General features: G+C 74.8%; 23 protein-coding genes and 1 pseudogene. 6 read left to right on the forward strand and 18 right to left on the reverse strand.

Going from position 1 to position 25,303, the window contains the following annotated elements; genetic code table 11:
* Nucleotides 1-16: 16 nt before the first annotated feature.
* Entirely contained in the window at nt 17-802 is a 786-nt protein-coding gene (locus ACZ6NC_RS16240) for an ECF subfamily RNA polymerase sigma factor, BldN family (protein ID WP_465733377.1), read from the forward strand.
* Between the two features lie 361 nt (nt 803-1,163).
* The gene (locus ACZ6NC_RS16245) at nt 1,164-2,471 is read left to right on the forward strand and encodes a DUF5667 domain-containing protein (protein ID WP_465733130.1); all 1,308 of its coding nucleotides are present in this window, start codon (nt 1,164-1,166) and stop codon (nt 2,469-2,471) included.
* Nucleotides 2,472-2,541: 70 nt separating this feature from the next.
* On the opposite strand, the gene ACZ6NC_RS16250 is transcribed toward ACZ6NC_RS16245, so the two are convergent.
* The 6 genes from ACZ6NC_RS16250 to ACZ6NC_RS16275 all read right to left on the reverse strand — a co-directional run bounded on the left by ACZ6NC_RS16250 (nt 2,542) and on the right by ACZ6NC_RS16275 (nt 7,189).
* Entirely contained in the window at nt 2,542-3,552 is a 1,011-nt protein-coding gene (locus tag ACZ6NC_RS16250; protein WP_465733132.1) for a lysophospholipid acyltransferase family protein, read from the reverse strand.
* A 7-nt stretch (nt 3,553-3,559) separates the two neighbouring features.
* Entirely contained in the window at nt 3,560-4,648 is a 1,089-nt protein-coding gene (locus tag ACZ6NC_RS16255) for an NAD-dependent epimerase/dehydratase family protein (protein WP_465733379.1), read from the reverse strand.
* A gap of 146 nt (nt 4,649-4,794) precedes the next feature.
* Nucleotides 4,795-4,911, reverse strand: coding sequence for a 30S ribosomal protein bS22 (locus ACZ6NC_RS16260; RefSeq protein WP_425311139.1), 117 nt, complete (start codon nt 4,909-4,911; stop codon nt 4,795-4,797).
* Nucleotides 4,912-5,081: 170 nt separating this feature from the next.
* Nucleotides 5,082-5,291: a helix-turn-helix domain-containing protein gene (locus ACZ6NC_RS16265; protein ID WP_148644250.1), complete on the reverse strand. Its 210-nt coding sequence runs from the start codon at nt 5,289-5,291 to the stop codon at nt 5,082-5,084.
* 239 nt (nt 5,292-5,530) lie between these two features.
* Entirely contained in the window at nt 5,531-6,727 is a 1,197-nt protein-coding gene (locus ACZ6NC_RS16270) for an acetoin utilization protein AcuC (protein WP_465733134.1), read from the reverse strand.
* A gap of 69 nt (nt 6,728-6,796) precedes the next feature.
* Complete coding sequence (locus ACZ6NC_RS16275) at nt 6,797-7,189, reverse strand: HGxxPAAW family protein (RefSeq protein WP_465733136.1); 393 nt, start codon at nt 7,187-7,189, stop codon at nt 6,797-6,799.
* 111 nt (nt 7,190-7,300) lie between these two features.
* Here ACZ6NC_RS16275 and ACZ6NC_RS16280 point away from each other — a divergent pair, with 111 nt between their 5' ends.
* Nucleotides 7,301-7,780, forward strand: a complete 480-nt coding sequence (locus tag ACZ6NC_RS16280; RefSeq protein ID WP_465733138.1) for a MarR family transcriptional regulator — start codon at nt 7,301-7,303, stop codon at nt 7,778-7,780.
* 113 nt (nt 7,781-7,893) lie between these two features.
* Here the strand turns inward: ACZ6NC_RS16280 and ACZ6NC_RS16285 are convergent, their stop codons facing one another.
* From ACZ6NC_RS16285 to proC, 3 genes are all read right to left on the reverse strand, one after another.
* Complete coding sequence (locus tag ACZ6NC_RS16285) at nt 7,894-9,108, reverse strand: MFS transporter (RefSeq protein WP_465733140.1); 1,215 nt, start codon at nt 9,106-9,108, stop codon at nt 7,894-7,896.
* Nucleotides 9,109-9,215: 107 nt separating this feature from the next.
* Nucleotides 9,216-9,866 carry an HAD family hydrolase gene (locus tag ACZ6NC_RS16290; RefSeq protein ID WP_465733142.1) on the reverse strand — a complete coding sequence of 217 codons (651 nt, stop codon included), beginning with the start codon at nt 9,864-9,866 and terminating at the stop codon, nt 9,216-9,218.
* A gap of 32 nt (nt 9,867-9,898) precedes the next feature.
* Entirely contained in the window at nt 9,899-10,726 is an 828-nt protein-coding gene (gene proC, locus ACZ6NC_RS16295; RefSeq protein WP_465733144.1) for a pyrroline-5-carboxylate reductase, read from the reverse strand.
* Nucleotides 10,727-10,894: 168 nt separating this feature from the next.
* Here proC and ACZ6NC_RS16300 point away from each other — a divergent pair, with 168 nt between their 5' ends.
* Nucleotides 10,895-11,329: a hypothetical protein gene (locus ACZ6NC_RS16300; RefSeq protein WP_465733146.1), complete on the forward strand. Its 435-nt coding sequence runs from the start codon at nt 10,895-10,897 to the stop codon at nt 11,327-11,329.
* A gap of 112 nt (nt 11,330-11,441) precedes the next feature.
* Nucleotides 11,442-12,776 (forward strand): SCO2583/SCO2584 N-terminal domain-containing protein, encoded by a 1,335-nt coding sequence (locus ACZ6NC_RS16305; protein WP_465733148.1) that lies wholly within the window; start codon nt 11,442-11,444, stop codon nt 12,774-12,776.
* A 6-nt stretch (nt 12,777-12,782) separates the two neighbouring features.
* Here the strand turns inward: ACZ6NC_RS16305 and ACZ6NC_RS16310 are convergent, their stop codons facing one another.
* The 9 genes from ACZ6NC_RS16310 to ACZ6NC_RS16350 form a co-directional block, all read right to left on the reverse strand.
* Nucleotides 12,783-13,310 carry a hypothetical protein gene (locus tag ACZ6NC_RS16310; RefSeq protein ID WP_465733150.1) on the reverse strand — a complete coding sequence of 176 codons (528 nt, stop codon included), beginning with the start codon at nt 13,308-13,310 and terminating at the stop codon, nt 12,783-12,785.
* A gap of 93 nt (nt 13,311-13,403) precedes the next feature.
* A complete protein-coding gene (ilvD, locus tag ACZ6NC_RS16315) occupies nt 13,404-15,248 on the reverse strand; it encodes a dihydroxy-acid dehydratase (protein ID WP_465733152.1) in 1,845 nt (614 codons plus the stop codon).
* 117 nt (nt 15,249-15,365) lie between these two features.
* Complete coding sequence (locus ACZ6NC_RS16320; protein ID WP_465733154.1) at nt 15,366-16,136, reverse strand: class I SAM-dependent methyltransferase; 771 nt, start codon at nt 16,134-16,136, stop codon at nt 15,366-15,368.
* A 28-nt stretch (nt 16,137-16,164) separates the two neighbouring features.
* Entirely contained in the window at nt 16,165-16,992 is an 828-nt protein-coding gene (locus ACZ6NC_RS16325; protein WP_465733381.1) for a sugar phosphate isomerase/epimerase family protein, read from the reverse strand.
* A gap of 610 nt (nt 16,993-17,602) precedes the next feature.
* On the reverse strand, nt 17,603-18,565 hold the full coding sequence (locus tag ACZ6NC_RS16330) for a Ppx/GppA family phosphatase (protein ID WP_465733156.1): 963 nt from the start codon (nt 18,563-18,565) through the stop codon (nt 17,603-17,605).
* 91 nt (nt 18,566-18,656) lie between these two features.
* Nucleotides 18,657-19,523, reverse strand: a complete 867-nt coding sequence (locus ACZ6NC_RS16335; RefSeq protein ID WP_465733158.1) for a glycerophosphodiester phosphodiesterase — start codon at nt 19,521-19,523, stop codon at nt 18,657-18,659.
* A 201-nt stretch (nt 19,524-19,724) separates the two neighbouring features.
* Nucleotides 19,725-21,065, reverse strand: coding sequence for an SUKH-4 family immunity protein (locus ACZ6NC_RS16340; protein ID WP_465733160.1), 1,341 nt, complete (start codon nt 21,063-21,065; stop codon nt 19,725-19,727).
* A gap of 178 nt (nt 21,066-21,243) precedes the next feature.
* On the reverse strand, nt 21,244-24,213 hold the full coding sequence (locus tag ACZ6NC_RS16345) for a toxin glutamine deamidase domain-containing protein (RefSeq protein ID WP_465733162.1): 2,970 nt from the start codon (nt 24,211-24,213) through the stop codon (nt 21,244-21,246).
* Between the two features lie 120 nt (nt 24,214-24,333).
* The gene (locus tag ACZ6NC_RS16350; RefSeq protein ID WP_465733164.1) at nt 24,334-24,744 is read right to left on the reverse strand and encodes a hypothetical protein; all 411 of its coding nucleotides are present in this window, start codon (nt 24,742-24,744) and stop codon (nt 24,334-24,336) included.
* Nucleotides 24,745-25,001: 257 nt separating this feature from the next.
* Here ACZ6NC_RS16350 and ACZ6NC_RS16355 point away from each other — a divergent pair.
* Nucleotides 25,002-25,238, forward strand: a pseudogene (locus ACZ6NC_RS16355) (hypothetical protein); the annotation flags it as partial.
* Nucleotides 25,239-25,303 lie beyond the last annotated feature (65 nt).

Raw genomic sequence — 25,303 nt, forward strand, 5'->3', positions numbered from 1 at the left:
GGCCTCCGCCCGGCAGATCTCCACCGGCCTGGAGCTGTTGCGCACCCTGCTCCGCAGCCAGCTCACCGCATCGCCCCAACTGGTCCCCGCCGGAGCCGCGTTCGGCTACGGCCCGCCCCAACCCGCAGGCCAGGCCCTGCGCACCACCGCCGCCGGCTCCTCCACCGGGACGGGCTCGCGCGGCCGGACCGGGGCCACCGGCACCAGCGGCCGCAGCCGGGCCAGGACGGCCCCGAGCCCCGGCTACGAGACCGAGCACAACCCGATCATGGAGCTCGTCGAGAAGGCCCAGGCCGGCGAGAGCGAGGCCTTCGGCCGCCTCTACGACCACTACGCGGACACCGTCTACCGCTACATCTACTACCGGGTGGGCAGCCGGGCCACCGCCGAGGACCTCACCAGCGAGACCTTCCTGCGCGCGCTGCGCCGGATCGGCACCTTCACCTGGCAGGGCCGGGACTTCGGCGCCTGGCTGGTGACCATCGCCCGCAACCTGGTGGCCGACCACTTCAAGTCCAGCCGGTTCCGGCTGGAGGTCACCACCGGGGAGATGCTCGACTCCAACGAGTGCGAGCGCAGCCCGGAGGAGTCGGTGCTGGAGTCGCTCTCCAACGCCGCCCTGCTGGACGCTGTGCGCCGGCTCAACCCGCAGCAGCAGGAGTGCGTCACGCTCCGCTTCCTGCAGGGGCTCTCGGTGGCCGAGACGGCCCGGATCATGGGCAAGAACGAGGGCGCCATCAAGACCCTCCAGTACCGCGCGGTGCGGACGCTGGCCCGCCTGCTGCCGCCCGACGCGCGGTGAGCGGAGCGGGACCGGGGGACCGCGGCGGCGGCGCCGGGGACGGCGCCGGGGACCGCCCCGGTGAGATAGCCGGGCAGCGAGCCGGGTGGACGACGGGGAGGACGACGGGTAAGCCACCGGGGAGGACGACCGGGGGGCCGTCACCGTCGGTGCCGGCCCGACACGTCCGGGTGAACGGTCGGTCCGATGATCAGCCGTGCGTAACCGACCGCCCGCACCGCTCGTTGGCCAGCGTGCAAGCCTCCACCAGGCGTACGGTCAAGTCGAATTGCGACCTCTCACCCGATGGAGTGGCTTTGGCCCGCCGAGGCAACCGTCCGGCAGGCCGGGGTGTCGACAACGACGAAGGGAGGTGTGGCCCGTGACGGCAAACGTGCTGGAGCACCGGCGGGTGAAGGCCTTCGCCGAGGCGCTGGAGGCCCACCAGGCAGAGCAACGCGGCGCCGACGCTGCCGGATCGGCCAACACCGTTTCCACCGGAGCCGGTTCGGCCGCCATGGCCGAGCTGGTCGGCATGGCCGGTGCACTCGGTGCACTGCCCGGACCGGAGCTGGACGCGGAGGTCCGAACCGTCCAACGCGCCCAGCTGATGGCCGCGTTCGAGCAGGCCTTCGCCGGCGGGCCGGGCGCGACCGTGCCCCGCCAGCGCAGGCACCGGGCGGTCCGGATGGCGCCGCGCGGCCGTTGGAGCCGCCGGTTCGCGATCGGCGGCCTGGTCGCCGGGCTCGCCGTCGGCAGCTTCGCCGGTGCGGCCGCCGCCAGCTCCAACGCCCTGCCCGGGGACACGCTGTACGGCATGAAGCGCGGCCTCGAAGGGCTCCGGCTGGACCTCGCGAACTCCGACAGCGAGCGCGGCGGGCTGCTGCTCGACAACGCCGCCACCCGGCTCGGCGAGGCCCAGAGCCTGGTCGGCCGGACGGACGGCGCCGGCGCGCTCAGCCCGGGCACCGTCGAGCAGGTCCGCAAGGCGCTCGACGACATGCACGCCGACGCCCTCAAGGGCCGCGACCTGCTGCGCTCGGTCTACCGGAGCAACGGCTCGCTCGACCCGATGCGCACCCTGGCCGGCTTCGCCCAGGACGAGGACGACCGCTGGAGCGACCTGCAGAGCAGGCTGCCGGTCCAGCTGATCCCGCAGGCGCACCTGGTCGACCAGCTCTTCGACGACATAAGCGAGGACGTCGCGCCCCTGCGTCTGGCCGGGCCGCCCGCCAAGGGCGGCGACAAGGTCGGCAACGGGACGGGCGGCGGCACGGGCTCCGCGCCCAGCGGCGGCTCCCCGGCCGGCACCCCGGCCGTCGGCGGCAACCCCGCACCGGGCGCCGGACCGGCCCAGAGCGGCGGCGCGGGCAGCGCCAACGGAGGCAAGGCCGGCACCACCGAGCGGGCACCCTCCGCCGGGGCGAGCACGCCCGGCAACGGCGGCGCCGTCGCCCCGAGCAGCGTGCCCAGCAACGCCGCGGGCGCGGTCAACGGGCTGGTCGACAACCTCACCAGCGGGCTCACCGGCACCAAGCCCTCCCCGAGCCCCGACCCGACGCCCGACCAGGCGGCCCCGCAGCCGTCCGGCACACCCAGCGCCGCCACCGGCGACGCACCGCCGCAGGGTGTCGAGGTGCCACCGCTGATCCCCGGGCTGCTGCCCGGGCTGCGGATCCTCGGCGGCTGACGCGGCCGGAACGGCTGAGGGGCCCGGCGCCGCCGGGCCCCTCAGCCGTTCCGGAAGGATTCCGGCAGGATCAGAAGAACACCGAACGCCGCTGCACCAGCAGCTCGTAGAGGGTGTGCTGGATGGTCTCCCGCACCTCGTCGGCCAGGTCGAAGACCAGCATCGGGTCGTCCGCCGCCTCCACCGGGTGCCGGTCGGTGGCGATCGGCTCGCCGAACTGGATCGTCCACTTGGTCGGCAGCGGCACCGCGCCCAGCGGCCCGAGCCACGGGAAGGTCGGCGTGATCGGCACGTACGGCAGGCCCAGCAGCCGGGCCAGTGTCTTGAAGTTGCCGATCATCGGATAGGTCTCCTCCGCACCGACGATCGAGCAGGGGACGATCGGCACCTGCGCCCTCAGCGCCGAGGCGACGAACCCGCCGCGCCCGAACCGCTGCAGCTTGTACCGGTCGGAGAACGGCTTGCCGATGCCCTTGAAGCCCTCCGGCCAGACCCCGACCAGCTCGCCGCGCTCCAGCAGTGCCTGGGCGTCCTCGTTGCAGGCCAGCGTGTGGCCGGCCTTGCGGGCCAGCTCGTTGATGCCTGGCAGGACGAACACCAGGTCGGCGGCGAGCATCCGCAGGAACCGCCCGCCGGGGTGGTGGTCGTGGATGGCGACCTGGGTCATCAGGGCGTCCAGCGGGATCGTCCCGGAGTGGTTGGCGACGATCAGCGCGCCGCCCTCGGCCGGGATGTTCTCGATCCCGCGCACCTCGATCCGGAAGTACTTCTCGGCGAGCGGGCGCAGCAGCGAGAGCAGCACCTCCTCGGTCAGCTCGCGGTCGAATCCGAACTCGTCCACCTCGTAGTCCCCGGTGATCCGGCGGCGCACGAAGGCGAGGCCGTCGGCGGCCCGGCCCTCCCAGCCCTTGCCGAACAGCCGGGTGGCGGCCGGGCCGAGCCGCCCGGCCAGCGCCCCGCCGACGGCGTCGGCGAGCTGGTCGGCCAGGCCGGCGGGCCGGTCGGGCTCGCTCCAGCTGGGCGCGGACTCGATCGGGATGACCTTGGCCTCGCCCGGCGCGTTCTCGGCTGCGGCACTCATCGCGGGTTCAGCTCCTGGGTCGGTCGGGACGGGTGGCCGGGCCGTGCTCGCGCCCGAGCAGCGCGGCCAGCCCGTCGGTGACGGCGGCGAGCCGCTCGGGCGGCAGCAGGCCGGCGGACTGGGCGGCGGCGAAGTCGGCGAACGCCTCCGGGGTGGTGTACCGGGGCCGGTAGCCGAAGGTCTCGCGCAGCCGGGCGGTGTCCACCACCCGGCCGTGGGTCAGCAGCCGCAGCTGCTCGGGCGAGAAGTCGACCATCCTGGTCTGCCGGGCCAGCCCGGCCATCCAGCTGATCGCGGGCAGCAGCAGCGGCAGCATCGGCCGGCCGAGCCGGCGGGCGCACTGGGAGAGCAGCAGCACGCCCTCCCCCGCCACGTTGAAGGTGCCGGTGTTGACGGTGCCCGGCTCGGGTTCGTCGGCCGCCAGGGAGAGCACCGCGAGCACGTCGTCCTCGTGGACGAACTGCAGCCGCGGGTCGTACCCGAGGACGGTGGGCAGCACCGGCAGCGCGAAGTACTCACTGAGCGGGGTGTCGGCGCCGGGCCCGACGATGTTGGCGAACCGCAGCACCGTCACCGCGACGTCCGGGCGGCGGCGGGCGAAGCCGCGGACGTAGCCCTCGACCTCCACCGCGTCCTTGGCGAAGCCGCCGCCGGGCAGGTTCTTGGGCTGGGTCCGCTCGGTGAACACCGCCGGGTCGCGCGGCGCCGAGCCGTAGACGCCGGTGGTCGACTTCACGACCAGCCGCCGCACCCCGGGCGCCTTCTGGCAGGCACCGAGCAGCTGCATGGTGCCGATGACGTTGGACTCCTTGACCGACGAGCGGTTGGTGGAGCCCAGGCCGGTGGCGCTCACGGCGAGGTGGACGACGGTGTCGACGCCGTGCTCGGCGATCACCCGGGCCACCGCCGGGCGGCGCAGGTCGAGCTGGTGGAACCGGTACGGCGCGGCGGGCCCGTCCGGCTCCTCGACGGCCTGCCGGGGCGGCTGCACGTCCACGCCGACCACCAGGTCGACGCCGGGCCGGCGGCGGAGCTCGGCGGCGAAGCGGGCCCCCAACTGGCGGGCCACACCGGTGACGAGCACGACCTTGCCCACAGTGCTGCACCTCATTCCTCGGCCTCCGCGACCTGCGTGCACCGTACCGCGACACCGCGGCGGGCCGTGAAACGACACCGCCCGCCCAGACCACGGGGGCCTGGACGGGCGGTGGAAGCGCCGGGCGCGCAGGGCGCGGCGGGCGCTTACTTCTTGTTGCGACGCTGCACGCGGGTCCGCTTCAGAAGCTTGCGGTGCTTCTTCTTGGCCATACGCTTGCGACGCTTCTTGATGACAGAGCCCACGGAACAACCCTCGCTCACTGAGACTCCCGTCCGTGAGAGACGGAGTCCATACGACTGACGGAGGGCCTAGCCTACCGTCCGTACGGCCAGGGCCGTAATCGTGCTCCCCGTGACCGGGAAACTCGGGGGAAATCTGCGGCAAACGGGTGCGGGGCCCACCGGCTGTGAGCCCCGACCCGCCGCCTGCCCTACGCGCTCTCGAGCCGCACGTAGGACTCCTTGAGGTACTCGTGCACCGCCTGCTGGGGCACCCGGAAGGACCGCCCGACCCGGATGGCCGGCAGCTCTCCGCTGTGCACCAACCGGTACACCGTCATCTTGGACACCCGCATGACCGCGGCCACTTCGGCCACGGTCAGGAAGACGACTTCCTGCAGGGGGCGTTCGCCGGAACTCATGACCATCACCCGACCCTTACCCGTGTGCAAGGCACCGGCTTCCCCTCCGGTGACTCCACCGGCACACGTGTATCCCCAGAGTAGTTATGGGTGGTACCAGTGGGAAGAGGGAGAAGCGCAGTCCTCGTACGGTGAGAGATAGGACTGTTGCAGTACGTAGTCGCTCGGCGGTCTGCCGTACCGTCCGTGCGCACCGCCCACACCCTTCACAACCGGGGGCCGCGGTTCAGGGCCGCTGGTCAGGGCAGCAGGCCGTGGTGGGGCAGGACGGCGCGGCGGGCGGCCAGGATCGCCTGATCGAGCCGGTCGGCCGGATCGTATCCCGCGTCGAAGTCGCGCCAGGCCGGCCGGGCGCCGTCGGTCATCCGCAGCGGGGCCGGGCGGCGGGTGCGCCGGTACACCTCCGCGCGCCAGGCCTCCGGGGTCTCGGTGGCCGGGTCGACGGGCCGGCCGGCGGCGGTGGCGACGAGGTGGGTCCAGGTCCGCGGGACGACGTCCACGACGGCGTAGCCGCCCCCGCCGAGCGCGATCCAGCGGCCGTCGGCGTGCTCGTGGGCCAGGGCGTGCAGTTCCTCGGCGATCAGGCGCTGGGCGTCGACGGTGACGGCGAGGTGGGCGAGCGGGTCCTCCAGGTGGGTGTCCGCGCCGTGCTGGGTGACCAGGACCTGCGGGCGGAAGGCGGCCAGCAGCTCGGGCACCAGGGCGTGGAAGGCGCGCAGCCAGCCGGAGTCGCCGGTGCCGGCGGGCAATGGCAGGTTGGCGGCGGTGCCGGGGGCGTCGGGGCCACCGGTCTCGGTGGCCCAGCCGGTCTGCGGGAAGAGCGTGGCGGGGTGTTCGTGCAGCGAGACGGTGAGCACCCGGGGGTCGTCCCAGAACGCCTGCTGGACGCCGTCGCCGTGGTGGACGTCCACGTCGACGTAGGCGACCCGCTCGGCGCCGAGTTCGAGCAGCCGGGCGATGGCGAGCGCGGGGTCGTTGTAGATGCAGAAGCCGGACGCCTTGCCGGGCATGGCGTGGTGGAGGCCGCCGGCGAAGTTGACGGCGTGCGGGGTCTCTCCGCGCCAGACGGCCTCGGCGGCGGCCACCGACTGGCCGGCGATCAGCGCGGAGGCGGAGTGCACGGCGGGGAAGGCCCAGTTGTCGTCGGTGCCGAGCCCGTGCCGCTGGTCCCGCTCGTCCGGGTGGGCGGCGGCGTGCTTGACCGCCTCGACGTACTCGCGGGTGTGCACCAGGTGGAGGGTGGAGTCGCCGGCCGGCGGCGCGGAGCGGACGGTGACACCCGGCCCGGTGTTCAGTCCGAGGGACTCCACCAGGCGCATGGTGAGCGCCAGCCGGTCCGGGTCCATCGGGTGGCCGGGACCGAAGTCGTAGGCGGTGACCGCCTCGTCCCAGAAGAGATGCAGGCCGCAGGGGGTGTCACGCTCGGCTTCGGGCATGGCCTCCACGGTAGTGCGTCGCGGCGGTGCGACGGCCGCCAGGGGCGTGCCCCCGGCCCGTGGGCGCGGCTACCCGCGGGCGGGCCGGCCGGCCGGGCGGGGCGTGGGGGCGGCCTCGGCACCGCTCGCGGCGGCGGCCCCGGCGGCGACGGCCCCGGCACCGGTCCGGCCCGCCAGGCGGCAGCCGAGGCAGTCGGGGTGGCCGTACCGGGCGGCCGCGTCGCGGGTGCGCCAGTGCCGGCGGCCGGGCGGACGCGGGCCGGTCGCCTTGCCCCAGCCGGCGAGGTGGAGCAGCCAGGCGGTGAGCGCCCCGAGCGCGGTGACCACCGCGCCGAGCCAGAGCCCTGCCGCCGAGCCGGCCACCAGGGCCAGGCCGGCGACGGCGCTGCCGGTGACCGCGAGGGCGACGCCGGTCCAGCCGGCGACGGTGTGGCCCATGTCGTGCTCGTCGTGTGCGCCCATGTCTCCTCTTTGGTGTGATGGGACCCGCGACCGGCCGGACCGCAGTGCGGAGCGGCCGCGCAGGCGTTTTATCTCACGAGCTAAGTAACTTAGATGCTAAGGAGATCTCCCGTGGAGGGCAAGCCGCGCCCGCAGGCGACGGCCGAGCAGGCGCAGTACGCGATGGACCGGATGATCGCGCTCGCACAGTTCGGACAACAGGACATCGCCGCACGGCTCGGACTGAACGTCACCGACCTCACCTGCCTCGGCTTCGTCATCGAGGCGGCCCTGGCCGGGGAGCCGCTGGCCGCCGGCGACCTCGCCGAACGGGCACACCTGACCACCGGCGCGGTGACCGGCGTGCTCAACCGCCTGGAGAAGGCCGGCTACGCCCACCGGGAGGCCGACCCCGCCGACCGGCGCCGGGTACGGGTGGTGATGGCCGAGTCGGCACAGGCGCGCATCCTGGAGGTCTACGGCCCGTTCTACCAGCGCCTCGGCGCGCTGTTCGCCGACTACACGCCGGCCGAGATCGCCGTCCTCGCGGACTGGTTCACCCGCGCCAAGGCGCTGATGCAGGAGTCACTGGACGAGATCCGCGAGCCCTGAGCCCTGAGCCCAGCGCCCGGACCTCTGACAGCAGGCCTCGGCCGTCAGGCCTCGGACGTCGGGCCTCGGACGTCGGGCCTCGGACGTCGGGCCTCGGACGTCGGGCCTCGGCCTCAGGCCGTCGCCGGAGCCAGCACCGGGGCCGGGGCGAACCGGCCGGCCAGCGGCAGGACGGCCAGCACCAGCAGCATCGGGGCGAGCAGCGCCCAGCGGTACGAGCCGGCACCGGCGATCGCCCCGACCAGGGGCGAACCGACCAGGAAGCCCACGTAGTTGAAGAGGTTGAGCCGGGCCACGGCGGCGTCCGAGTCGGCCGGGAAGAGCCGCCCGCCGGCCGCGAAGACCTGCGGGATGATCGCGCAGATCCCGAAGCCGAGCACGGTGAACCCGGCGATCCCGGCCGGGGCACCGGGCGCGGCGGCCGCCACCGCGAAGCCCAGCGCGGCCAGGGCCGCTCCGCCGCGGACCACCGGGACGGCACCCCAGCGCTGCACCGCACGGTCTCCGACCGCCCGGCCGAGCAGCATCGCCACCATGTAGCCGAGATAGGAGAGCTTGGCGACGTCCTCGGGGCTGCCCAGGCCGTCGGTGAGGTACTTGACGCTGTAGTTGGAGACCGAGGCGTCGGCGATGTAGGCGAAGGCCATCGCCAGGCAGAGCGGCAGCAGCGGCCGCCACGGGATGGACCGGGCGGCGGCCTCGGCGGCCTCCCGGACGGCGTCGCCGAGCTCGGCGGGCCCGGCAGTGGGGGTCCCCCCGGCCGAAGGCCGGGGGAGGGTGCCGGCCAGCACGGCGAGCGGGGCGATCACGGCGGCGGCCGTCCCGAACAGGACGGGCAGGCCGAGGTCGTAGTGCGAGCCGAGGCCGGCGAGGGCCGCGCCGAGGATGCCGCCGAGGCTGAACGCGGCGTGGAAGCCGAGCATGACCGAGCGGCCGTAGCGGTATTGGAGGCCCACCCCGAGCATGTTCATACTGGCGTCCAGCGCACCGACCAGCAGCCCGAACGCGCCCAGCGCGAGGGCGAGTTGCCAGAGCGTCCCACCGAGCCCGGCAGCGGCCAGGCTGAGGCAGACGGCGGGCTGGACCACCCGCAGCACGGCGCGCGCGCCGGTCCGCTTCACCAGCTGCTCGGAGACGATCGAGCCCACCCCGGCCAGGACCGGCACGGCGGCCAGGAAGACCGGCAGCAGCGCGTCGCTGAGCCCGTACCGGTCCTGGATCTCGGGGATGCAGGTGACCAGCAGGGCGAAGGTGACGCCCTGGAGCAGGAAGCTCGCTGCGAGCGCGGCTCTGGCCTGCCGCAGCCGAGGGGGTATCGCGGTGCTCACACGGACCTCGCTACTGGCCGGTACGACGATGTTGGCGAGAGCGTAGGCGGTGGCGGGCGATTGCGGGAGGGGTCGCGCGGGAGTTCTCCACCGCGGCCCCGGCGGGCTCAGAGCAGCGCCGGCACCTCGGCCAGGGCCGCGATCAGCCCGGTGGCACCGGCGGCGGTGAGCTTGGCCGGGTCGGTGAGCGCGGTGTAGCCGTACACGTCCATCCCGGCGGCGCGGGCGGCCAGCACGCCGTTGGGGCTGTCCTCCAGCACCAGGCAGCGGGCCGGGTCGACGCCGAGCGTACGGGCGGCGTGCAGGAAGAGGTCGGGCGCGGGCTTGCCGACGCCGACGTCCTGGGCGCTGAAGATCCGCTCCTCGGCGTGGTACCCACGCAGGCCGGTGACGTCGAGGGCGGTGCGGATCCACTCGTGGTTCGCCGAGGAGGCCAGGCAGTAGGGCACGGAGCACTGCTGAAGCTCCTTCAGCAGCGCCTCCGCGCCCCGGACGGCGGTGAGCTCGGCGTCGAACGCGGCGAACACGCGGGCATGGAAGAGGCCGTCGAAGCCGTCGGGCAGCTTCGCGCCGTCGTACCGTTCGGCGATCACGTCGTGGACCCGGTGGGCGGCGGTGCCCATGAAGTCCTGGTAGGAGTCCTCGGTCGTGGTCGGGTACCCGAGTTCGGTCAGGTACTCGGCGAGCAGCCGGTTGGAGAGCGGCTCGCTGTCCACCAGGACACCGTCGTTGTCGAAGATCACCAGGTCATAGGCCATACCGTCGAGCCTACTGGGCGCCTCCGGCGGCCCTATTTGCCCCCGGAGGCCAGCTCCCGGGAGCGGTCCCGGGCCGCCTCCAGGGCGCCGAGCAGGGCGGCCCGCACCCCGTGGTTCTCCAGCTCGCGGATGGCCGCGATGGTGGTGCCGGCCGGCGAGGTGACCGCCTCGCGCAGCTTCACCGGGTGCTCGCCGGAGTCCCGCAGCATCACCGAGGCGCCGATCGCCGACTGCACGATCAGGTCGTGCGCCACGTGCCGGGGCAGGCCGAGCAGGATGCCCGCGTCGGTCATCGCCTCGACCAGGAAGTAGAAGTACGCCGGGCCGGATCCGGAGAGCGCGGTGGCCGCGTCCTGCTGGGACTCCGGCAGCCGCAGTGCCTTGCCGACCGAGCGGAAGATCTCCTCGGCCCGCTCCAGATGCGCCTCGGTGGCATGCGAGCCGCCGGAGATCACGCTCATCCCCTCGTCCACCAGGACGGGCGTGTTGGGCATCACCCGGACCACCGGGGTGCCGGCCGCCAGCCGGGCCTCGAACCAGGCGGTGGGGATGCCGGCCGCCGCCGAGATCACCAGCCGGTCCGCGCTGACGTGCGGCGCCAGCTCGTCCAGCAGGGTGCCCATGTCCTGCGGCTTCACCGCGAGGATCAGGGTGTCCGCGAGCTTGGCGGCCTCGCTGTTGCTCACCACGCCGACCCCGTACGTGGCGGCCAGCTCGGCGGCCCGCTCCGGCCGGCGGGCGGTCACCAGGACGTCGGCCGGGTCCTTTCCGGCCCGCAGCAGACCGGAGAGCAGGGCCTCCCCGATCTTGCCCGTGCCGAGGAAGGCGATCTTCTGCCCGTGCGCCGCTGCGCTGCCCATGCCCGCTCCTTGCATCCGTTCCTGCCGCCATCCTCGCACCGCCGGCCCGCCCGCAGCGGGAGCGTCCATTCTGCGGAAGCCCACGAACACCTAGGGAGAAACTCGGGGTTCTCCCCTATGGCCCGCGGCTGTTCCCGGGCGCACCGTGGACGTATGGCACACGGAGAGATGTCCCGACGTGAGAACCGGCAAGCCGCCGTCGCCGCCGCGACGGTGGGACCGTGGCGGACGGCCGCGGGTGTCGGTGCGGTGGTGGGGGCGACGGCCCTGGGGATCGACGCGATCACCGGGAACTGGTCGCTGAGCATGCTGGCCGGTCCGGCCGGCTGGGCGCTGTTCTTCTTCTTCCTGGTCGGCACGGTGGGCGGGCAGCTGCGCCGCGACACCGGCGACCGGCGGCTGCGCAAGTGGGCGGCCGAGCACCCCTGGCAGTCGGCGCTGCCGGCGGCCGGCGGACTGCTGGTGCTGAACATGCTGGCGCAGACGTTCCTCGGCGACGCGAGCCTGTTCGGCGCGTTCTTCCTCTCGCTGCTGCCGGCCGGCGTGCTGCTGGCGGTCGCGGGTGTGGTCGGCTCGGTGAAGCAGGCCCGCGGCAAGGGGTGAGGCGGCCCCGGCAGCGGACAAAAAGGGGTGATCACCGCACACCGTGCACGAGTTCACCACAAGGTGTGGCCCCGATCGGGGAACCGTCACACCTCCTCGGCATACTGGCGCGATGCCGATAGCCGAAGATCCAGAACCGCGCCCGTCCGAGGGCCGGAACCCGGACGGGGCGGACCCGTCCGGAGCGGGCGGGAAGGACCCGTTCGACGACCTCGTCCTGGACGACGAGTTCGTCAAGGGCGCTGCCGTGAAGGAGCAGTCGGGCCGCACCCGGATGCTCGCCGCCCAGTGGAAGCACACCCCGCCGGTCGACCCGGGCGGCCGCCGCTCGGTGAACGACGGCCCGGCGAAGGCGAAGCGGTTCGGCCGAAGCCCGAAGCCGGTCGACCCCTGGGGCGGCCCCCGCCCGCGCCGCCGGCTGGAGTGGCGCACGCCGCTCTATGTGGTGCTGACGGTCGCGGTGCTGCTGGCGGCGCTGAACCTGAACGCCCTGCGGAGCTGGTACTCCGAGCACTACGGCGGCGACAGCAGCTCCTCCGCCGCGCCCACCGCGCCCCCGGAGACGGCGAAGCCGACCACCGCGCCGCCGACCGCCGACACGAAGCAGCCGACCGTCGACCACCCGTGGGCCGGCTCGCCCGCCGAGGGCTGGCCGACCACGCTGGACGCCTTCGAGCTGCCGCAGGCCCCCGGCCCGATCGGGGTGTTCAGCGCCGATCAGGTGACCGCCCAGGTCAAGCTGGTGAAGGAGTACCTGGCGGCGGCCAACCTGGATCCGAAGGTGATCGCGGGCGGGCGGCCGGACGCGGCGCTGGCGATGCTCGAACGGGAGACCCGCGACGAGCTGGAGGCCGCGCTGGCCCACCCGTCGAAGGAGAACGACCCCACCGGGTCGTTCGGCCGGTTCGATCCGCGCGAGGCGATCCCGGTGACCGACACGGTCAGGATGCAGGGCCGGATCAGCGTCGAGGGCGACGGCGAGAAGGGTGTCGTGGTGCACACCGACTTCACCTATGTGTACGCCGTGCGCCCGGGGCCGGAGGCCGCGCAGCGGGCCGCCTCCCAGCGTCCGGCGACGAGCGCCCCGCCGCAGTCGGGGGCGCCGGCACCCAAGGGCGACGGGACGGCCAGGCCGGCGGGCCTGGTGGTGCCGGCGGCCGATGTCGCCGGGGACACCTGGACCGCCCGCACCGTGGTGCGGAAGATCGAGGACTTCCGGTTCTACGACCCGGGCAAGTACCGGAACGACCCGAAGAAGATCAACTTCGGCAAGAGCCGGTCGGAGTCCGGCAACTCCGCCTGCGACGTCTACGACGGCTACTTCCACCCGCAGTTCAACCAGTTCGCCCGGCCGCAGCCGAAGCAGAGCGGGCCGACCACCGACCCGTACGACCGCTCCAAGGACCTGACGGACCACGAGGACTGCGGCACGGTCAGCCGCAGCTGACCGCCCTCAGCCCTTGCGCTTGCCCCGGCCCGGCGCCCTGGCGTCGGGCCGGCCGCTGCGGCCGGCCTGGCGGCGTCCGTGGGCGGCGGTGGCCCGCTCGTACCCGGCCCGCTTGACCGCCTCGCCGGGGGCCTCGACGAGGCTGCGGAGGAAGTAGGCGAACAGCGCGCCGGCCCCGCCGATGATCCAGACCGCGCCGAGCGACTTCTCCTCGGCCATCCAGCCGGTCAGCTCGTCCCTGCCCTCGGCGAGCAGCTTCCAGTTGCGCAGGCCGGAGAGGCAGGAGCAGATCGCGACGGCGGCGAGCAGCAGCCCGTTGACGAAGCCCCCGTTGTCGGAGAGCCGGACGCCGTCGACGGCGAGGCGCAGGACGAGGGCCGCTGCCGCGGTCGCCAGCAGGGCGCCGATCGGCACGACGACCCGGCGCGGCCAGTAGTCGCTGCCGCGCCCGACCCAGCTGGTGCCGAACCAGCGGATCGGCTCCGGCTCGGGGGCGCCGGCGGGCTTGGGGGCGGGGGTGGGGTGCTCGGTCACACGGCCGATTATCACCCGGTGCCGCGGGAACGCGAGGAGCCGTCCCGCCGGGCGGAACGGCTCCTCGTGGTGCGCGGCGCTGTGCGCGGGGTGTCAGCCGAGCTTGGAGACGTCGCGGACGGCGCCCTTGTCGGCGGAGGTGGCCATCGCGGCGTAGGCGCGCAGGGCCTGGCTGACCTGGCGGTCGCGGTTCTTCGGCCGGTAGCCGCCCTCGGCCTCCAGCTTCAGCCGGCGCTCGTGCAGCTCCTCGAAGGAGACCTCCAGGGAGATCTTCCGCCCGGGGATGTCGATGGCGATGATGTCGCCGTCCTCGACCAGGGCGATGGTGCCGCCGGACGCGGCCTCCGGTGAGGCGTGGCCGATGGAGAGGCCGGAGGTGCCGCCGGAGAAGCGGCCGTCGGTGACCAGCGCGCAGGCCTTGCCGAGGCCGCGGCCCTTCAGGAAGGAGGTCGGGTAGAGCATCTCCTGCATGCCGGGGCCGCCCTTGGGGCCCTCGTAGCGGATGACGACGACGTCGCCCTCCTTGACCCGCTTGGTGAGGATCGCGTCGACGGCGTCCTCCTGGGACTCGACCACGACGGCCGGGCCGCTGAAGGTCCAGATCGACTCGTCCACGCCGGCGGTCTTCACGATGCAGCCGTCCTCGGCGAGGTTGCCGTACAGCACGGCGAGGCCGCCCTCGACCGAGTAGGCGTGCTCGACGCTGCGGATGCAGCCCTTGGCCGCGTCGGTGTCCAGCGAATCCCAGCGCTCGGACTGCGAGAACGCCTCGGCGGAGCGAACGCAGCCGGGGGCGGCGTGCCAGAGCTCGACGGCCTCGGCGGACGGCGAACCGCCGCGGATGTCCCAGGTCTTCAGCCACTCGGCGAGCGAGTCGGAGTGGACGGTGTGCACGTCCTCGTTGAGCTGTCCGCCGCGGTAGAGCTCGCCGAGGATGGCGGGGATGCCGCCGGCCCGGTGCACGTCCTCCATGTAGTACGAGCCATTGGGCGCGACCTTGGAGAGGCAGGGCACCTTGCGGGAGATGGCGTCGATGGCCCGCATGTCGAAGTCCAGCTCGGCCTCCTGGGCGGCGGCGAGCAGGTGCAGGATGGTGTTGGTCGAGCCGCCCATGGCGATGTCGAGGGCGATGGCGTTCTCGAAGGCGGCGCGGGTGGCGACCGAGCGCGGCAGGACGGAGTAGTCGTCCTGGTGGTAGTGGCGCTTGGTGATCTCGACGACGGTCTGGCCGGCCCGCTCGTACAGTGCCTTGCGGGCGGTGTGGGTGGCGAGCACCGAGCCGTTGCCGGGCAGCGAGAGGCCGATCGCCTCGGTGAGGCAGTTCATCGAGTTGGCGGTGAACATGCCCGAGCAGGACCCGCAGGTCGGACAGGCGTTCTCCTCGATGATCGCGATGTCCTCGTCGGAGACGTTCTCGTTCACCGCCTGGGAGATCGCGTCGACCAGGTCGAGCTTGCGCACGGTGCCGTCGACCAGGGTGGCCTTGCCGGCCTCCATCGGGCCGCCGGAGACGAAGACGGTCGGGATGTTCAGGCGCAGCGCGGCCATCAGCATGCCCGGGGTGATCTTGTCGCAGTTGGAGATGCAGATCAGGGCGTCGGCGCAGTGCGCGTTGACCATGTACTCCACGGAGTCGGCGATCAGGTCGCGCGAGGGCAGCGAGTAGAGCATGCCGCCGTGCCCCATCGCGATGCCGTCGTCCACCGCGATGGTGTTGAACTCGCGCGGGATGCCGCCCGCCTGCTTGATCGCCTCGGAGACGATCCGGCCGACCGGCTGCAGGTGGGTGTGGCCGGGGACGAACTCGGTGAAGGAGTTGGCGACCGCGATGATCGGCTTGCCGAAGTCCTCGCGGGCTACGCCGGCGGCCCGGAGAAGCGCCCGGGCGCCTGCCATGTTGCGACCGTGGGTGACCGTACGGGACTTCAGCTCGGGCACTGTGCTCCACTCCTTCGGAGGCTGCTGGCGGCGCCGCCGGTAGGGGGTGCGGCGGCCGCTGTGTCTTCCGAGACTACGCCCGGCGTCCGGGCGGTGGACGCCACGTCCGCGATGCGGTCAGCCCCGGGTGCGCGCCACGGTCAGGTCCAGCACGTACGGCTCGATCACCCAGCCGTCCGGGAACTCGGCCAGCAGTGCCTCGCGCTCGACGGCGAGCAGCGGGGCGCGCTGCTCGGGGGTGAGGGAGGCCATGTAGGAGCGCGAGGTGAGGTCCGTGATCACGTGGTCGACGGGGACCCGGCGCTCCCAGCGCAGCACGGCGGTGCCGATCCGCAGGTCGTACGGGGCGAGGTGGCCGGCGATCTCGTTGACCGCGCCGTAGCCGTGGTACTTCTCCTGCAGGGCGACGGCGAGCCGCTCGCCCATGGCGCGGACCCAGCCGACGCTGCTGTCCTTCACGTTCCACCAGGTGGCCAGGGCGCCACCGGGCCGCAGTACACGGATCGCCTCGGGGACGGACCGCTCCGGGTGGGTCCAGTGGAAGGCCTGGGCGTAGGCGACGACGTCGGCCGAGTGGTCGTGGAACGGCAGCTCGTCGCCGGTGCCCTTGACCAGCGGCAGGCCCGGCGAGGAGGCCAGGAACTGGGCGCCCATGCCGTCGTTGGGCTCGATGCCGATGACGTCGGCGCCGCGGCCGGCCAGCAACCGGGTGGCGATACCGGTGCCCGCGCCGACGTCCAGCACCCGGGCGCCCTTCAGCGGGCGGCCGGCCAGGCGCTCCAGCTCGTCGAAGAGCTCGTCCGGGTACGAGGGCCGCGCCCGGTCGTACTCGGCGGCCACCCCACCGAAGGACTTGGCCAGCTCCCGGAAGTCCGTAGCGTCCGTCATATCTCCCCCTCCGTAAGGCAGTTCGCGATCAGCGTACCCGGGCCGGGGTGGCCAGGTGCAGCCGGGTGAAGGCGAGCGCCTCGGCGAGGTCGGCCTCGCGTTCGGCGGGGGACGCCGAGCGCCGGGTGTTGACCTCCAGCACCACGTGGCCGTCGAAGCCGGTGCGGGCCAGGTGCTCCAGCAGCTCGGCACAGGGCTGCTTGCCGCGGCCGGGGATCAGGTGCTCGTCCTTGCCGGAGCCGCTGCCGTCGGCCAGGTGGATGTGGGCCAGCCGGTCGCCCATCCGCTCGACCATGGCGAGGGCGTCGATCCGGGAGGTGGCGGCGTGCGAGAGGTCGATGGTGAAGTGCCGGTACTCCTCCTCGGTGACGTCCCAGCCGGGGGCGTACGCGAGCATCTCGCGGTCGCGGTAGCGCCACGGGTACATGTTCTCGACGGCGAAGCGGACGTCGGTCTCACCCGCCATCCGGTTGATGCCCTCGACGAACTCGCGGGCGTACTGGCGCTGCCAGCGGAACGGCGGGTGGACGACGACGGCGCTCGCGCCGAGCTTCTCGGCCGCGGCCCGGGCCCGGACCAGCTTGGTCCACGGGTCGGTGGTCCAGACCCGCTGGGTGATCAGCAGGCAGGGCGCGTGCACGGCCAGGATCGGCATCCGGTGGACGTCGGAGAGCCTGCGCAGCGCCTCGATGTCCTGGCTGACCGGGTCGTTCCAGACCATCACCTCGACCCCGTCGTAGCCCAGCTTGGCGGCCAGTTCGAAGGCGATGGCGGTGCCGGCCGGGTAGACGGAGGCGGTGGAGAGGGCGACCTTGGTGTCGGGGATGTGCAGGGCCGGGTGCGGGGGCAGCACCAGACGGTCGGTGGTGCGCAGCAGCGGGGCGGTCCGGCCGGCGGCCTGCCGGGCGGCCTTGACGGACTTCACCGACTGCACGGCGGCCTTGGCGGCGCCGGCGGCCCGTGCGGTCCGCGTCTCACGGGGTGCCTGGGCGGTGGGGGCCTTGGCCGCGGGGGCCTTCCTCGCCGGCTTCCTCGCCGGCTTCTTCACCGGTTCGGCCGGGGTGTCCTTCGCCGGGGCGTCCTGCGCGGTCTGCTGCGCGGCGTTCCGGGTGGCTTTCCGTGCGGCCTTCGTCGCGGCCTTCCGGGTGACCCCGCCGGTGGCCTTCTTCGCCGCCGCCGCGGTCTTGGCGGCGGTCGCCACCTTGGCCGCCCGGACGCCCTTCACCGCCTTGCCGAGCTTGCGGGAGCGGCCGGCCGTCCCGTCCGGTCCCTCCCCGGGGCCGTCCCCGCCGGCCGGGCGCGTGCGGCGCGGGGCGTCCGGCCGCGGCTGCCCGTCCCCGGGTGCGCGGCCCTCCTGCGTCCCGTCCTCGCCCGCTGCTTGCGCCACGGGAGACAGCGTAAGCGGACCGCGCCCGGAACGGGGAGCAGGCCCTCGGGGTCGGTCCGGACGGCCCTCGGCCGGACCCTCAGGTGGTGAGGGCGGGGCGGCGGCGGTCGGTGGGGCTGTCCATGGTGTCCAGTCGGCGCAGGATGATGCCCTCGCGCAGCGCCCACGGGCAGACGTCCAGCTCGTCCAGGCCGAAGAGGTCCATCGCGGCGTCGGCGACCAGCGCGCCGGCCAGCAGCTGCTTGGCGCGCCCCTCGGAGACGCCGGGGATCTGCGCCCGTTCGGCGACGGTCATCGCGGAGAGCCGGGGCAGCCAGGCCGAGAGGTTGCTGCGGGTGAGCCGCCGGTCCGCGTACGGGCCGGCGTCGGCGGGGGCGGCGCCGGTCATCCGGGCGAGCTGCTTGAAGGTCTTGGAGGTGGCGACGGCGTGGTCCGGGGCGCCGAGCCTGGCGATCTCGCCGACCACCGCGGCCATCTCGGCCCGGATGTGGCGTCTGAGGCCGCGCAGCTCCTCCGGGTCGGCGACGTCGCCGGGCAGCCAGCGGCCGGTCAGCCGGCCGGCGCCGAGCGGCAGCGAGCAGGCGACGTCGGGCTGCTCGTCCAGCCCGCAGGCGATCTCCAGCGAGCCGCCGCCGATGTCGAGGTTGAGCAGCCGGCCGGAGGACCAGCCGAACCAGCGGCGGACGGCCAGGAAGGTGAGCCGGGCCTCGTCCTGCCCGGAGAGCACCCGCAGCTCGACGCCGGTCTCCTCGGCGACCCGGCGGAGCACCGCCTCGCCGTTGGCGGCCTCCCGGACGGCAGAGGTGGCGAACGGCAGGATGTCGACGACGCCCTTGTCCTCGGCGACCCGCAGCGAGGAGGCGACCATGCCGACCAGTTTGTCGACGCCCGGTCCGCTTATCGCGCCCTGCTCGTCGAGGAGTTCGGCCAGCCGCAGCTCGGCCTTGTGGGAGTACGCGGGCAGCGGGGCGGCCCCGGGATGGGCGTCCACCACGAGGAAGTGGACCGTGTTGGAACCTACGTCGAGCACACCGAGTCGCATAACTCTCCACGCTACGCGATCCGGCCTCGGGGCAGACCTGGCACGGCGGTACTGGTGCTGGTCCGGGCCGGTCGGCCGGGAAGGCCTGCGCTCAGTGCGCGCGGGCGCCGCGCGGGGCGGCGGCCGGCCGGCCGGTGCGGCAGTCGGCGTCCGCCCAACGGCGGGCCCGGGCGGGGGTGTCGGTGATCAGGCCGTCGGCGTCCCGCTCGGTCATCAGCTGCCAGGACTCCTCGTCGTCCAGTGTCCAGACGTAGACCTCGCGGCCGGCCCCGTGCTCGGCGGCGATCCGGGAGGCGGTGGCCAGCGTGGCGTCGAGCGCGATGCCGTGCAGCGGCAGGCCGCCGGGATCCTCGGAGATGCCGGCGCCCTGGATGAGGACCACCGGCAGGCCGGGGGCGGCGGCGTGGGCCTGGCGCAGGTGCTCGGCGGAGAACGAGTACAGGAAGACCCGGGCGCCGCTGCCGGCCGCGATCCCGGCGATCCGGGAGACGTCCTCGGCGCGCTGCCACTTGATCTCCATCAGCAGCGTGACGGTGGTGCCGGTCAGCCGCTTCAGCAACTCCTCCAGGGTCGGCACCGGTTCGGCGGGGCCTGGGCCGACGGTCACCCGCAGCTCGGCGAGCTGGGCCGAGGTCAGGTCGGCGACGGCGCCCTTGCCGTTGGTGGTGCGGTCCACGGTGGCGTCGTGCATCAGCACCGGGACGCCGTCCCGGGTGGTCTGGACGTCGGTCTCCAGCCAGTCGCTGCCCTGCTGGAGGGCCTTCTCGAAGGAGGCCATGGTGTTCTCGGGGGCGTCGAGCGGCGCACCCCGGTGGCCGATCACCACCGGCCCGTCGCAGACCGGCCGGGCGGCGGCGGCCGGCCGGGCACGCAGCCCGGGGGCGGAGGCGCAGCCGGCGGCCAGCACGGCGAGGGCGGCGAGCGCGGCTGTGCGGGCGGCGCGGGGCGAGGTGGTCACGGCGGCATGACTCCAGCTCTGCTTCGGACGCCGCGGCGGAGGCGGGCGCTCGGGGGGATCGTCGGGGGTCGGCCAGGAGTCGTCAAGATGATCTGACAACCCGATAGTGCGGTCGGTCCCCCTCAGGGTGCGCCCGCTCCCCCGTACGCCCCGGCCGCGGCGCACCACAGATCACCCGGACGCACGCGTCCGCCCCCGCCGTCACAGCAGGCCGTCCCAGAGCTGCTCGACTATGACGGCCCACCAGTTCTCCGGGTCGTCGAAGACGGTCGGGTCGATCGCCGCCAACCCGCGCTGCAAGGCGTCGACGGCGGCCCCGGCAGCCGACGGGTCGAGCCCGCGCAGGCCGGGCAGCCGCTCGGCGAACAGCGCCAGGCAGCGGACGAAGGACGCCGGCCCGTCGTTGCAGTGCCGGGCGGTGGCGTAGTCGGGGTCGACCGCCCGCACGGCGCCGCAGGCGGTGTCCAGTGTGATCAGCGCCCAGCCGTCGGTGCCCAGCAGCAGCTGCGGGGCCAGCGCCAGGCGCTCCCGCTCGGCCACCCTGGTGCCGCGGCCCATCTCCGCCAGATGGCCGGCCAGCGGCGGCAGCACCGTACCGGGCCGGGTGCCGTCCGCGATCCCGTCCGGCCGGGGGTGGTGCAGCGCGAAGAAGCCCTCGACCGCCACCGGCACGCCGACCGCCATCAGGACGCGGGCGGAGGCCTCCGGCAGGTCCGCCCGGGCGACGTCCGCCGGGTCGAACCGCTGGACGCCGCCGGCGCCGAACCGTTCCACCAGCCGGGCCGCCAGCACCCCGTCCGGCTCGGCGGGCAGCGGCGGCAGGGCGCGCGGGAACGGCACCCGGTTGCGCGCCGGCCCGCCCTCCCCTGCCTCCCTGCTCTCCTCGGGCGCCTCGGGCGCCTCGGGCGGCAGGGCGCGGACGGCCGCCGCGCGGTGGTCGAAGCGCGGCCCGTACGGCAGGTCGAAGCCCACTCGGACGTCGGGCAGCTCGGCCGCCAGCGCATACGCCCAGTAGCCGCCGGGCAGCGCGCTCAGCCGCAGATCGGTGTGGACGGCCAGCACGTTCTCCGCCTGCACGCCCTGCTCACGCAGCCACCACCAGCCGCGCAGCGCCGGGTGCGGCAGGCCGGGCGCCGAACGCAGCGCCAGCGAGCGCACCTCGCCCAGGTCGTCCCGGTAGGTCAGCTCGGCCCGGGTGCCGCGGCCGGTGGCCGGCGGCCGGGCCGGGTCGTGGGCGCCGGCCCCGAGGAAGTCCCGGTAGAGCGCGACCACCTCGTCCACCGGCACCGACGGCCAGACGGTGAACCGCCCGGTCTCGCGGTCCACCACCGCACAGGCCGCCCCCACCTCCTCGGGCGCCCGCCGCTCCCCCGTCAGCGGGTCGACCCGGGCCGGCGACGGCTCCGCCCAGACCACCCAGCCCAGCTCGAACTCGTGCGAGTGCACCCGCCGGATCCCGGTCGAACCGTCGGCCGAAGCCCTCGGCAGCTCTCCGTTGATCCAGCGATGGGCGGCCTCGATCGCCTGCGCGCGGTCGGTCACGTGGTGGAGCTCCTTGCATGGGCGCGGGCACGGACGAACTGACCGGCCGACGGGCACCGGAGCGCCGGTCCGGCCCCCGGCCCCCCATCGGCCACCTGCCAGGATCCCACGCGCCGCCGGCGGCCCGGCCGCCCCGGCCCCCGCCCCGGGAGACGGCGCCGGGCGGACGGACGGGACGTCACGAGGCCTGGGCCGTGGCGAAGTCGGGGCGGCGGGTGGCGAGGTCGAGGGGGCGGCCGTCGGGGTCGAGGGCGATGGCCCAGAGCCCGTGGGCGGCCTCGTGCAGGGGGGCGGGGCCCTGACGGCCGGCCTGGTGGTCGAGGTAGGTCACGGTGTCCTTGTGGTTGACGGCGTTCCAGGCGTGCGGGCGGCCGAAGCCGTCCAGGGTGAGCAGGACGGCCTGGGAGCCGTGGCCGGCCCGCCGCAGTTCGCCGGCCAGCCGGCCGAAGGCCGTTCCACCGTCGCCGAGGTCGCGGAAGGGTGCGCCGAGCTCGCGTTCGGCGCGGTCGCGCCCGCCGCGTTCGCCCGCGTCGCCCTCGGTGGGGATGCGCGGGGCGGCGCAGGTCGGGCGGCCGGTGAAGGTGTCGACGGCGGAGAGGGCGATCTCCAGGCTGTTGTTGGCCCGGCCGGGCTCGCGGTGTCCGCCGTCGTTGACGACCTCGGGCCAGCCGCCGGCCGCCGGGTCGGGGTGACGCAGCGGGAGGCCGTCGGCGTCCCGGGGCGCGCGGCGTTCGATCTCGCGCTGGTGCTCGGGGTCGACGGGTCCGAGGCCGCCGGGCAGGCCGTAGGGGCGGCTGTCGGCGATGGTCCGCAGCCGGAGGACGAGCTCGTCGGGGGCGGTGCCGCGCCTCCCCCGCAGGGCGAGCTGGAGGGCCATCGCGTGGGCGGTGGCGACGGGGACGGCGGCCCAGTCGAGCCCGGTCTGGCCTTCGGTCGGGGAGCCGTCGGGGCGGCGCCGCTGGTCGCCCGGGTGGAACTCGGGGCGGCCGGTGCCTGGGCCGACGACCGGCGGGGCCACCGGGGGCGGCGGCACGATCAGCGGGCCGGGCGCGGTGACGGGGTGCGGGGCGCCGGTGGCGGCGCGCGGGCCGCCCGGCCCGGCGCCGGGCCGGGCCTCGCCGGGGGCGTGCTGCCCGGAGGCGCCGGGCGTCCCGGACCCGCCGGGCACCGGGGTGCCCGCGCCGACCGGGACGCCGACCAGGCCGGCGGGCCCGGCCGCTCCCGGAGCACCGGTGTGGACGCCACCGGCGGACGGACCGGTGCCGACGCCGCTGCCGAACGGTGCCGGGCCGGGCCCGGCCGCCGGGGAGCCGCTGTAGCCCCCGCCGTGACCACCGCCGATGCCGGCCGACCCACCGGCGAACGGGCCGGGGCCGACCGGTCCCGCGCCGGCCGGTCCGGCCCCGACCGGCACGTTGAACGGGCCGCCGTAGGAGCTGCTGCCGTTGTACGAGCTGCCGTGCGAGGGGTTTCCGCCCGACGGCGCGTCGGGCCCCGGCGTGTACTGCGGGTACGAGGCGGGCGCCGAGGGTGCGGGCGGGGCGAGCACGGAGTCGGTCCGCACGGTGACCGGCGCGCCGCCGCCGGAGGCGTACGAGGCCGCGGCCGGGGTGGCCGGCGCCAGGTTGTAGTCCCCCTCGGCCGGGCCGCCGCCCCCGCCGCCGTGGTTCGCCGGGGCGGCCGGCCGCCCCGGGTTGTCCTGGTGGGCTGGTGGCGGGGACCAGTCGCCGCCCCCGGTCACCGGGCCGGTCCGCACCGGCGCCCGGCCGCCGTCGGTGGCGGCGGAGCCGTCCGCGCCGGGGCCACCGGAAGAGCCCGGCCCACCGCCCCGGCCGTGCCCGTTGCCGTCGGCCCCGGCCATGATCACCACATCGTCCGGCCCGGCCCCGGTCACCCCCGCCCCGGGTGCGCCCGGCGCCCCCGGCAGCACGGCACCCGGCCCGTCGGCGAGCGGGCCGCCCGGCTTGCCGTCCAGCCCGTGGCCGTTCCCCTTGCCGCCCGCCGCGAGCTCGGAGAGCGGGACGACGACCTCCTTGCCGTCCTTGTCGGTCAGCACCGGCCGGCCGTCCTTGCCGAGCACCGGCCGCCCGTGCTCGTCGACCTTGACGGTGAGGTCCTCCACCCCGACCACCGGCTTGCCGTCCGCGCCCCGGACGACGAGCAGCCCGCTCGGGTCGGCGACCGGTGTGCCGTCGGCCCGGACGATGACGGGGTTGCCGAGCTCGTCCAGCACCGGCCGGCCGCTCTCGTCCAGCTTGACCGCGAGTCCGGGCACGCCGACCACCGGCTTGCCGTCCTCGCCGATCACGGGCTTGCCGTCCTTGCCGACCACCACCGCCAGGCCGGCGCCGCCCGCGCCGAGGACGCCGGGCTCGCCGAGCGCGGCGGGCAGGCCGGCGGCCAGCGGGTCGAACGCGCCGCCGGGGCCGGTGTACGAGGCCGGGCGGACGCCGCCGGGGCCCCCGTCCGGCCCGAGGCGCAGCATGGCGACCACGGCGGGCTCCTTGAGCGTGCCGCTCAGCCCGTCCTTCATGGCCCGGCCGAGTTCGTCCAGCAGCCCGCCGATCTTCAGCTTCGCGGACTCGACGGCGACCGCCGCCGCCACCTCGGCGACCTTCTCGGTGGCGGCGTTCTGCACCCCGGTCGCGATGGCGTTGACGCCCTGCCGGAGCCCGCCGAAGAGACCCCCGGGGGCGGTGCCCCCGCTCTGGGTGGTCTGGGTGGCGGCGGCGATCCCGGCGGCGGCCTCCTTGGCCTTGGCCGCCTGTTCCTCGGCCTTCTTCAGCTCGGCGGCCAGCTCGGTGAGGGTGGCGACGATGTCGCCCTTGCAGCTGTCGACGGCCCTGGCGGCCTTGTCGAAGGCGCCGGCGATCAGGCCGGTGGCGGAGTGGGCGTCGTCCAGGTGGCCCTTGCCGCTCCCGCTGAACGCCCGCCAGTACGCCTCGAAGGCCTCCACCGCGCGGCCGGAGTTGTCCCCGGCGACGCGCTTGGCGGAGTCCCCGCCGCGCTTGCCGAGGCGTTCGGCCTCGACGCCGAACTCGCGCCAGAGCCCGGCTGCCTTGCGCAGCCCGTCCTCGTCGGCCTGCGGCCACTGGTGACCGGTCCTGGCCAGTACCGGCGCCAGCTCCTCGGGCAGTTTCCGGGACACGTGCCTCCCCCTTCGACGTGCGGTCTTCGAACTGCGGACTTCGCCGTGCGGGCCATCGGCCGCACGGGCCGGACGGGCCGGACGGGCCGGACGGGCCGGACGGGCCGGACGGGCCGGATGTCAGGCCGACATGTCCTTGGGGACGGTCTTTCCGCCCCCCGGGGTTGCGCCCGGCTTCGCACCGGGCACCGCCGCACCGCCGAACCCCGTCGCGGCCGAGGTGTCCGCGTCCGCGGTCCGCTCGGCCATGGTGTGCAGCCCGGAGCCGACCTGGCCGAGCCGGCCGGCCAGCCCGCGCAGGCCGCCGATCAGCCCGCCGTGCGCGTCCTTGTAGACGGCGGCGAACCCGCTGCCCGGCTTGTCCAGCCCCCACGGACTGCCGAGCGCGGCGAGTGCCTGCTCCAGGCTGGCGGCGGCCTTCCCGAAGTCCTGCGAGATCTTCTCGAACTCCCGCCCCTCGCCGTGCAGTTCCCACGGCTTGATGACGAACTTGCCGCTTCCGGCTCCGCCTGTACTGCTGCCGCTGGCCATCCCCGTACCTCCCCGTAGCGGACCGGCCGCCATCCTAGGGCCGCTTCCGGGCGCCCCCGCAGCACGCCGGAGACCTCTTCACCCCGCCTTCACGCCCACCGGCACTGCGTAGCCCGGCCGTCACTCGGTGAAATCGCCGCAAATGCCCAAGCCACGGGCGGTTCGCACCGCCGCCGAGGCTCTACCCTTGCCGAGTGGCAGCAGCAGACACGTCCAAGAAGAAGTCCAAGACCGGTTCCACCGCGATCGACCTCGCGATGCCCACCCTGCGCGCCGAGGTCCCGCTCGACTTCCCGCGCGCCTGGGTCGAGTTCACCGACCCCGACGACGAGGAGCAGGTCTTCCGCTGCGACCTCACCTGGCTGACCTCCCGCTGGTCGTGCATCTTCGGCCAGGGCTGCCAGGGCATCCGCGAGGGCCGGGGCGAGTCCGACGGCTGCTGCACGCTCGGCGCGCACTACTCCGACGAGGACGACGAGCAGCGGGGGGGGGGGGGGGGGGGGGGGGTGGGGGGGGGGGGGGGGGGGGGAGTGGGGTAGGGCACCGCACGAAAGGGCAA

This window comes from Kitasatospora sp. NPDC041988 (genome assembly GCF_055588525.1).

What these genes read in the sequence shown, in the direction of transcription:
- ACZ6NC_RS16250 (WP_465733132.1), bottom strand. Translation starts at nt 3,552, where the DNA reads ATGAGTGCCGCAGCCGAGAACGCGCCGGGCGAGGCCAAGGTCATCCCG.
- ACZ6NC_RS16265 (WP_148644250.1), bottom strand. Translation starts at nt 5,291, where the DNA reads ATGAGTTCCGGCGAACGCCCCCTGCAGGAAGTCGTCTTCCTGACCGTG.
- ACZ6NC_RS16270 (WP_465733134.1), bottom strand. Translation starts at nt 6,727, where the DNA reads ATGCCCGAAGCCGAGCGTGACACCCCCTGCGGCCTGCATCTCTTCTGG.
- ACZ6NC_RS16275 (WP_465733136.1), bottom strand. Translation starts at nt 7,189, where the DNA reads ATGGGCGCACACGACGAGCACGACATGGGCCACACCGTCGCCGGCTGG.
- ACZ6NC_RS16290 (WP_465733142.1), bottom strand. Translation starts at nt 9,866, where the DNA reads ATGGCCTATGACCTGGTGATCTTCGACAACGACGGTGTCCTGGTGGAC.
- proC (WP_465733144.1), bottom strand. Translation starts at nt 10,726, where the DNA reads ATGGGCAGCGCAGCGGCGCACGGGCAGAAGATCGCCTTCCTCGGCACG.
- ACZ6NC_RS16300 (WP_465733146.1), top strand. Translation starts at nt 10,895, where the DNA reads ATGTCCCGACGTGAGAACCGGCAAGCCGCCGTCGCCGCCGCGACGGTG.
- ACZ6NC_RS16305 (WP_465733148.1), top strand. Translation starts at nt 11,442, where the DNA reads ATGCCGATAGCCGAAGATCCAGAACCGCGCCCGTCCGAGGGCCGGAAC.
- ACZ6NC_RS16320 (WP_465733154.1), bottom strand. Translation starts at nt 16,136, where the DNA reads ATGACGGACGCTACGGACTTCCGGGAGCTGGCCAAGTCCTTCGGTGGG.
- ACZ6NC_RS16330 (WP_465733156.1), bottom strand. Translation starts at nt 18,565, where the DNA reads ATGCGACTCGGTGTGCTCGACGTAGGTTCCAACACGGTCCACTTCCTC.
- ACZ6NC_RS16350 (WP_465733164.1), bottom strand. Translation starts at nt 24,744, where the DNA reads ATGGCCAGCGGCAGCAGTACAGGCGGAGCCGGAAGCGGCAAGTTCGTC.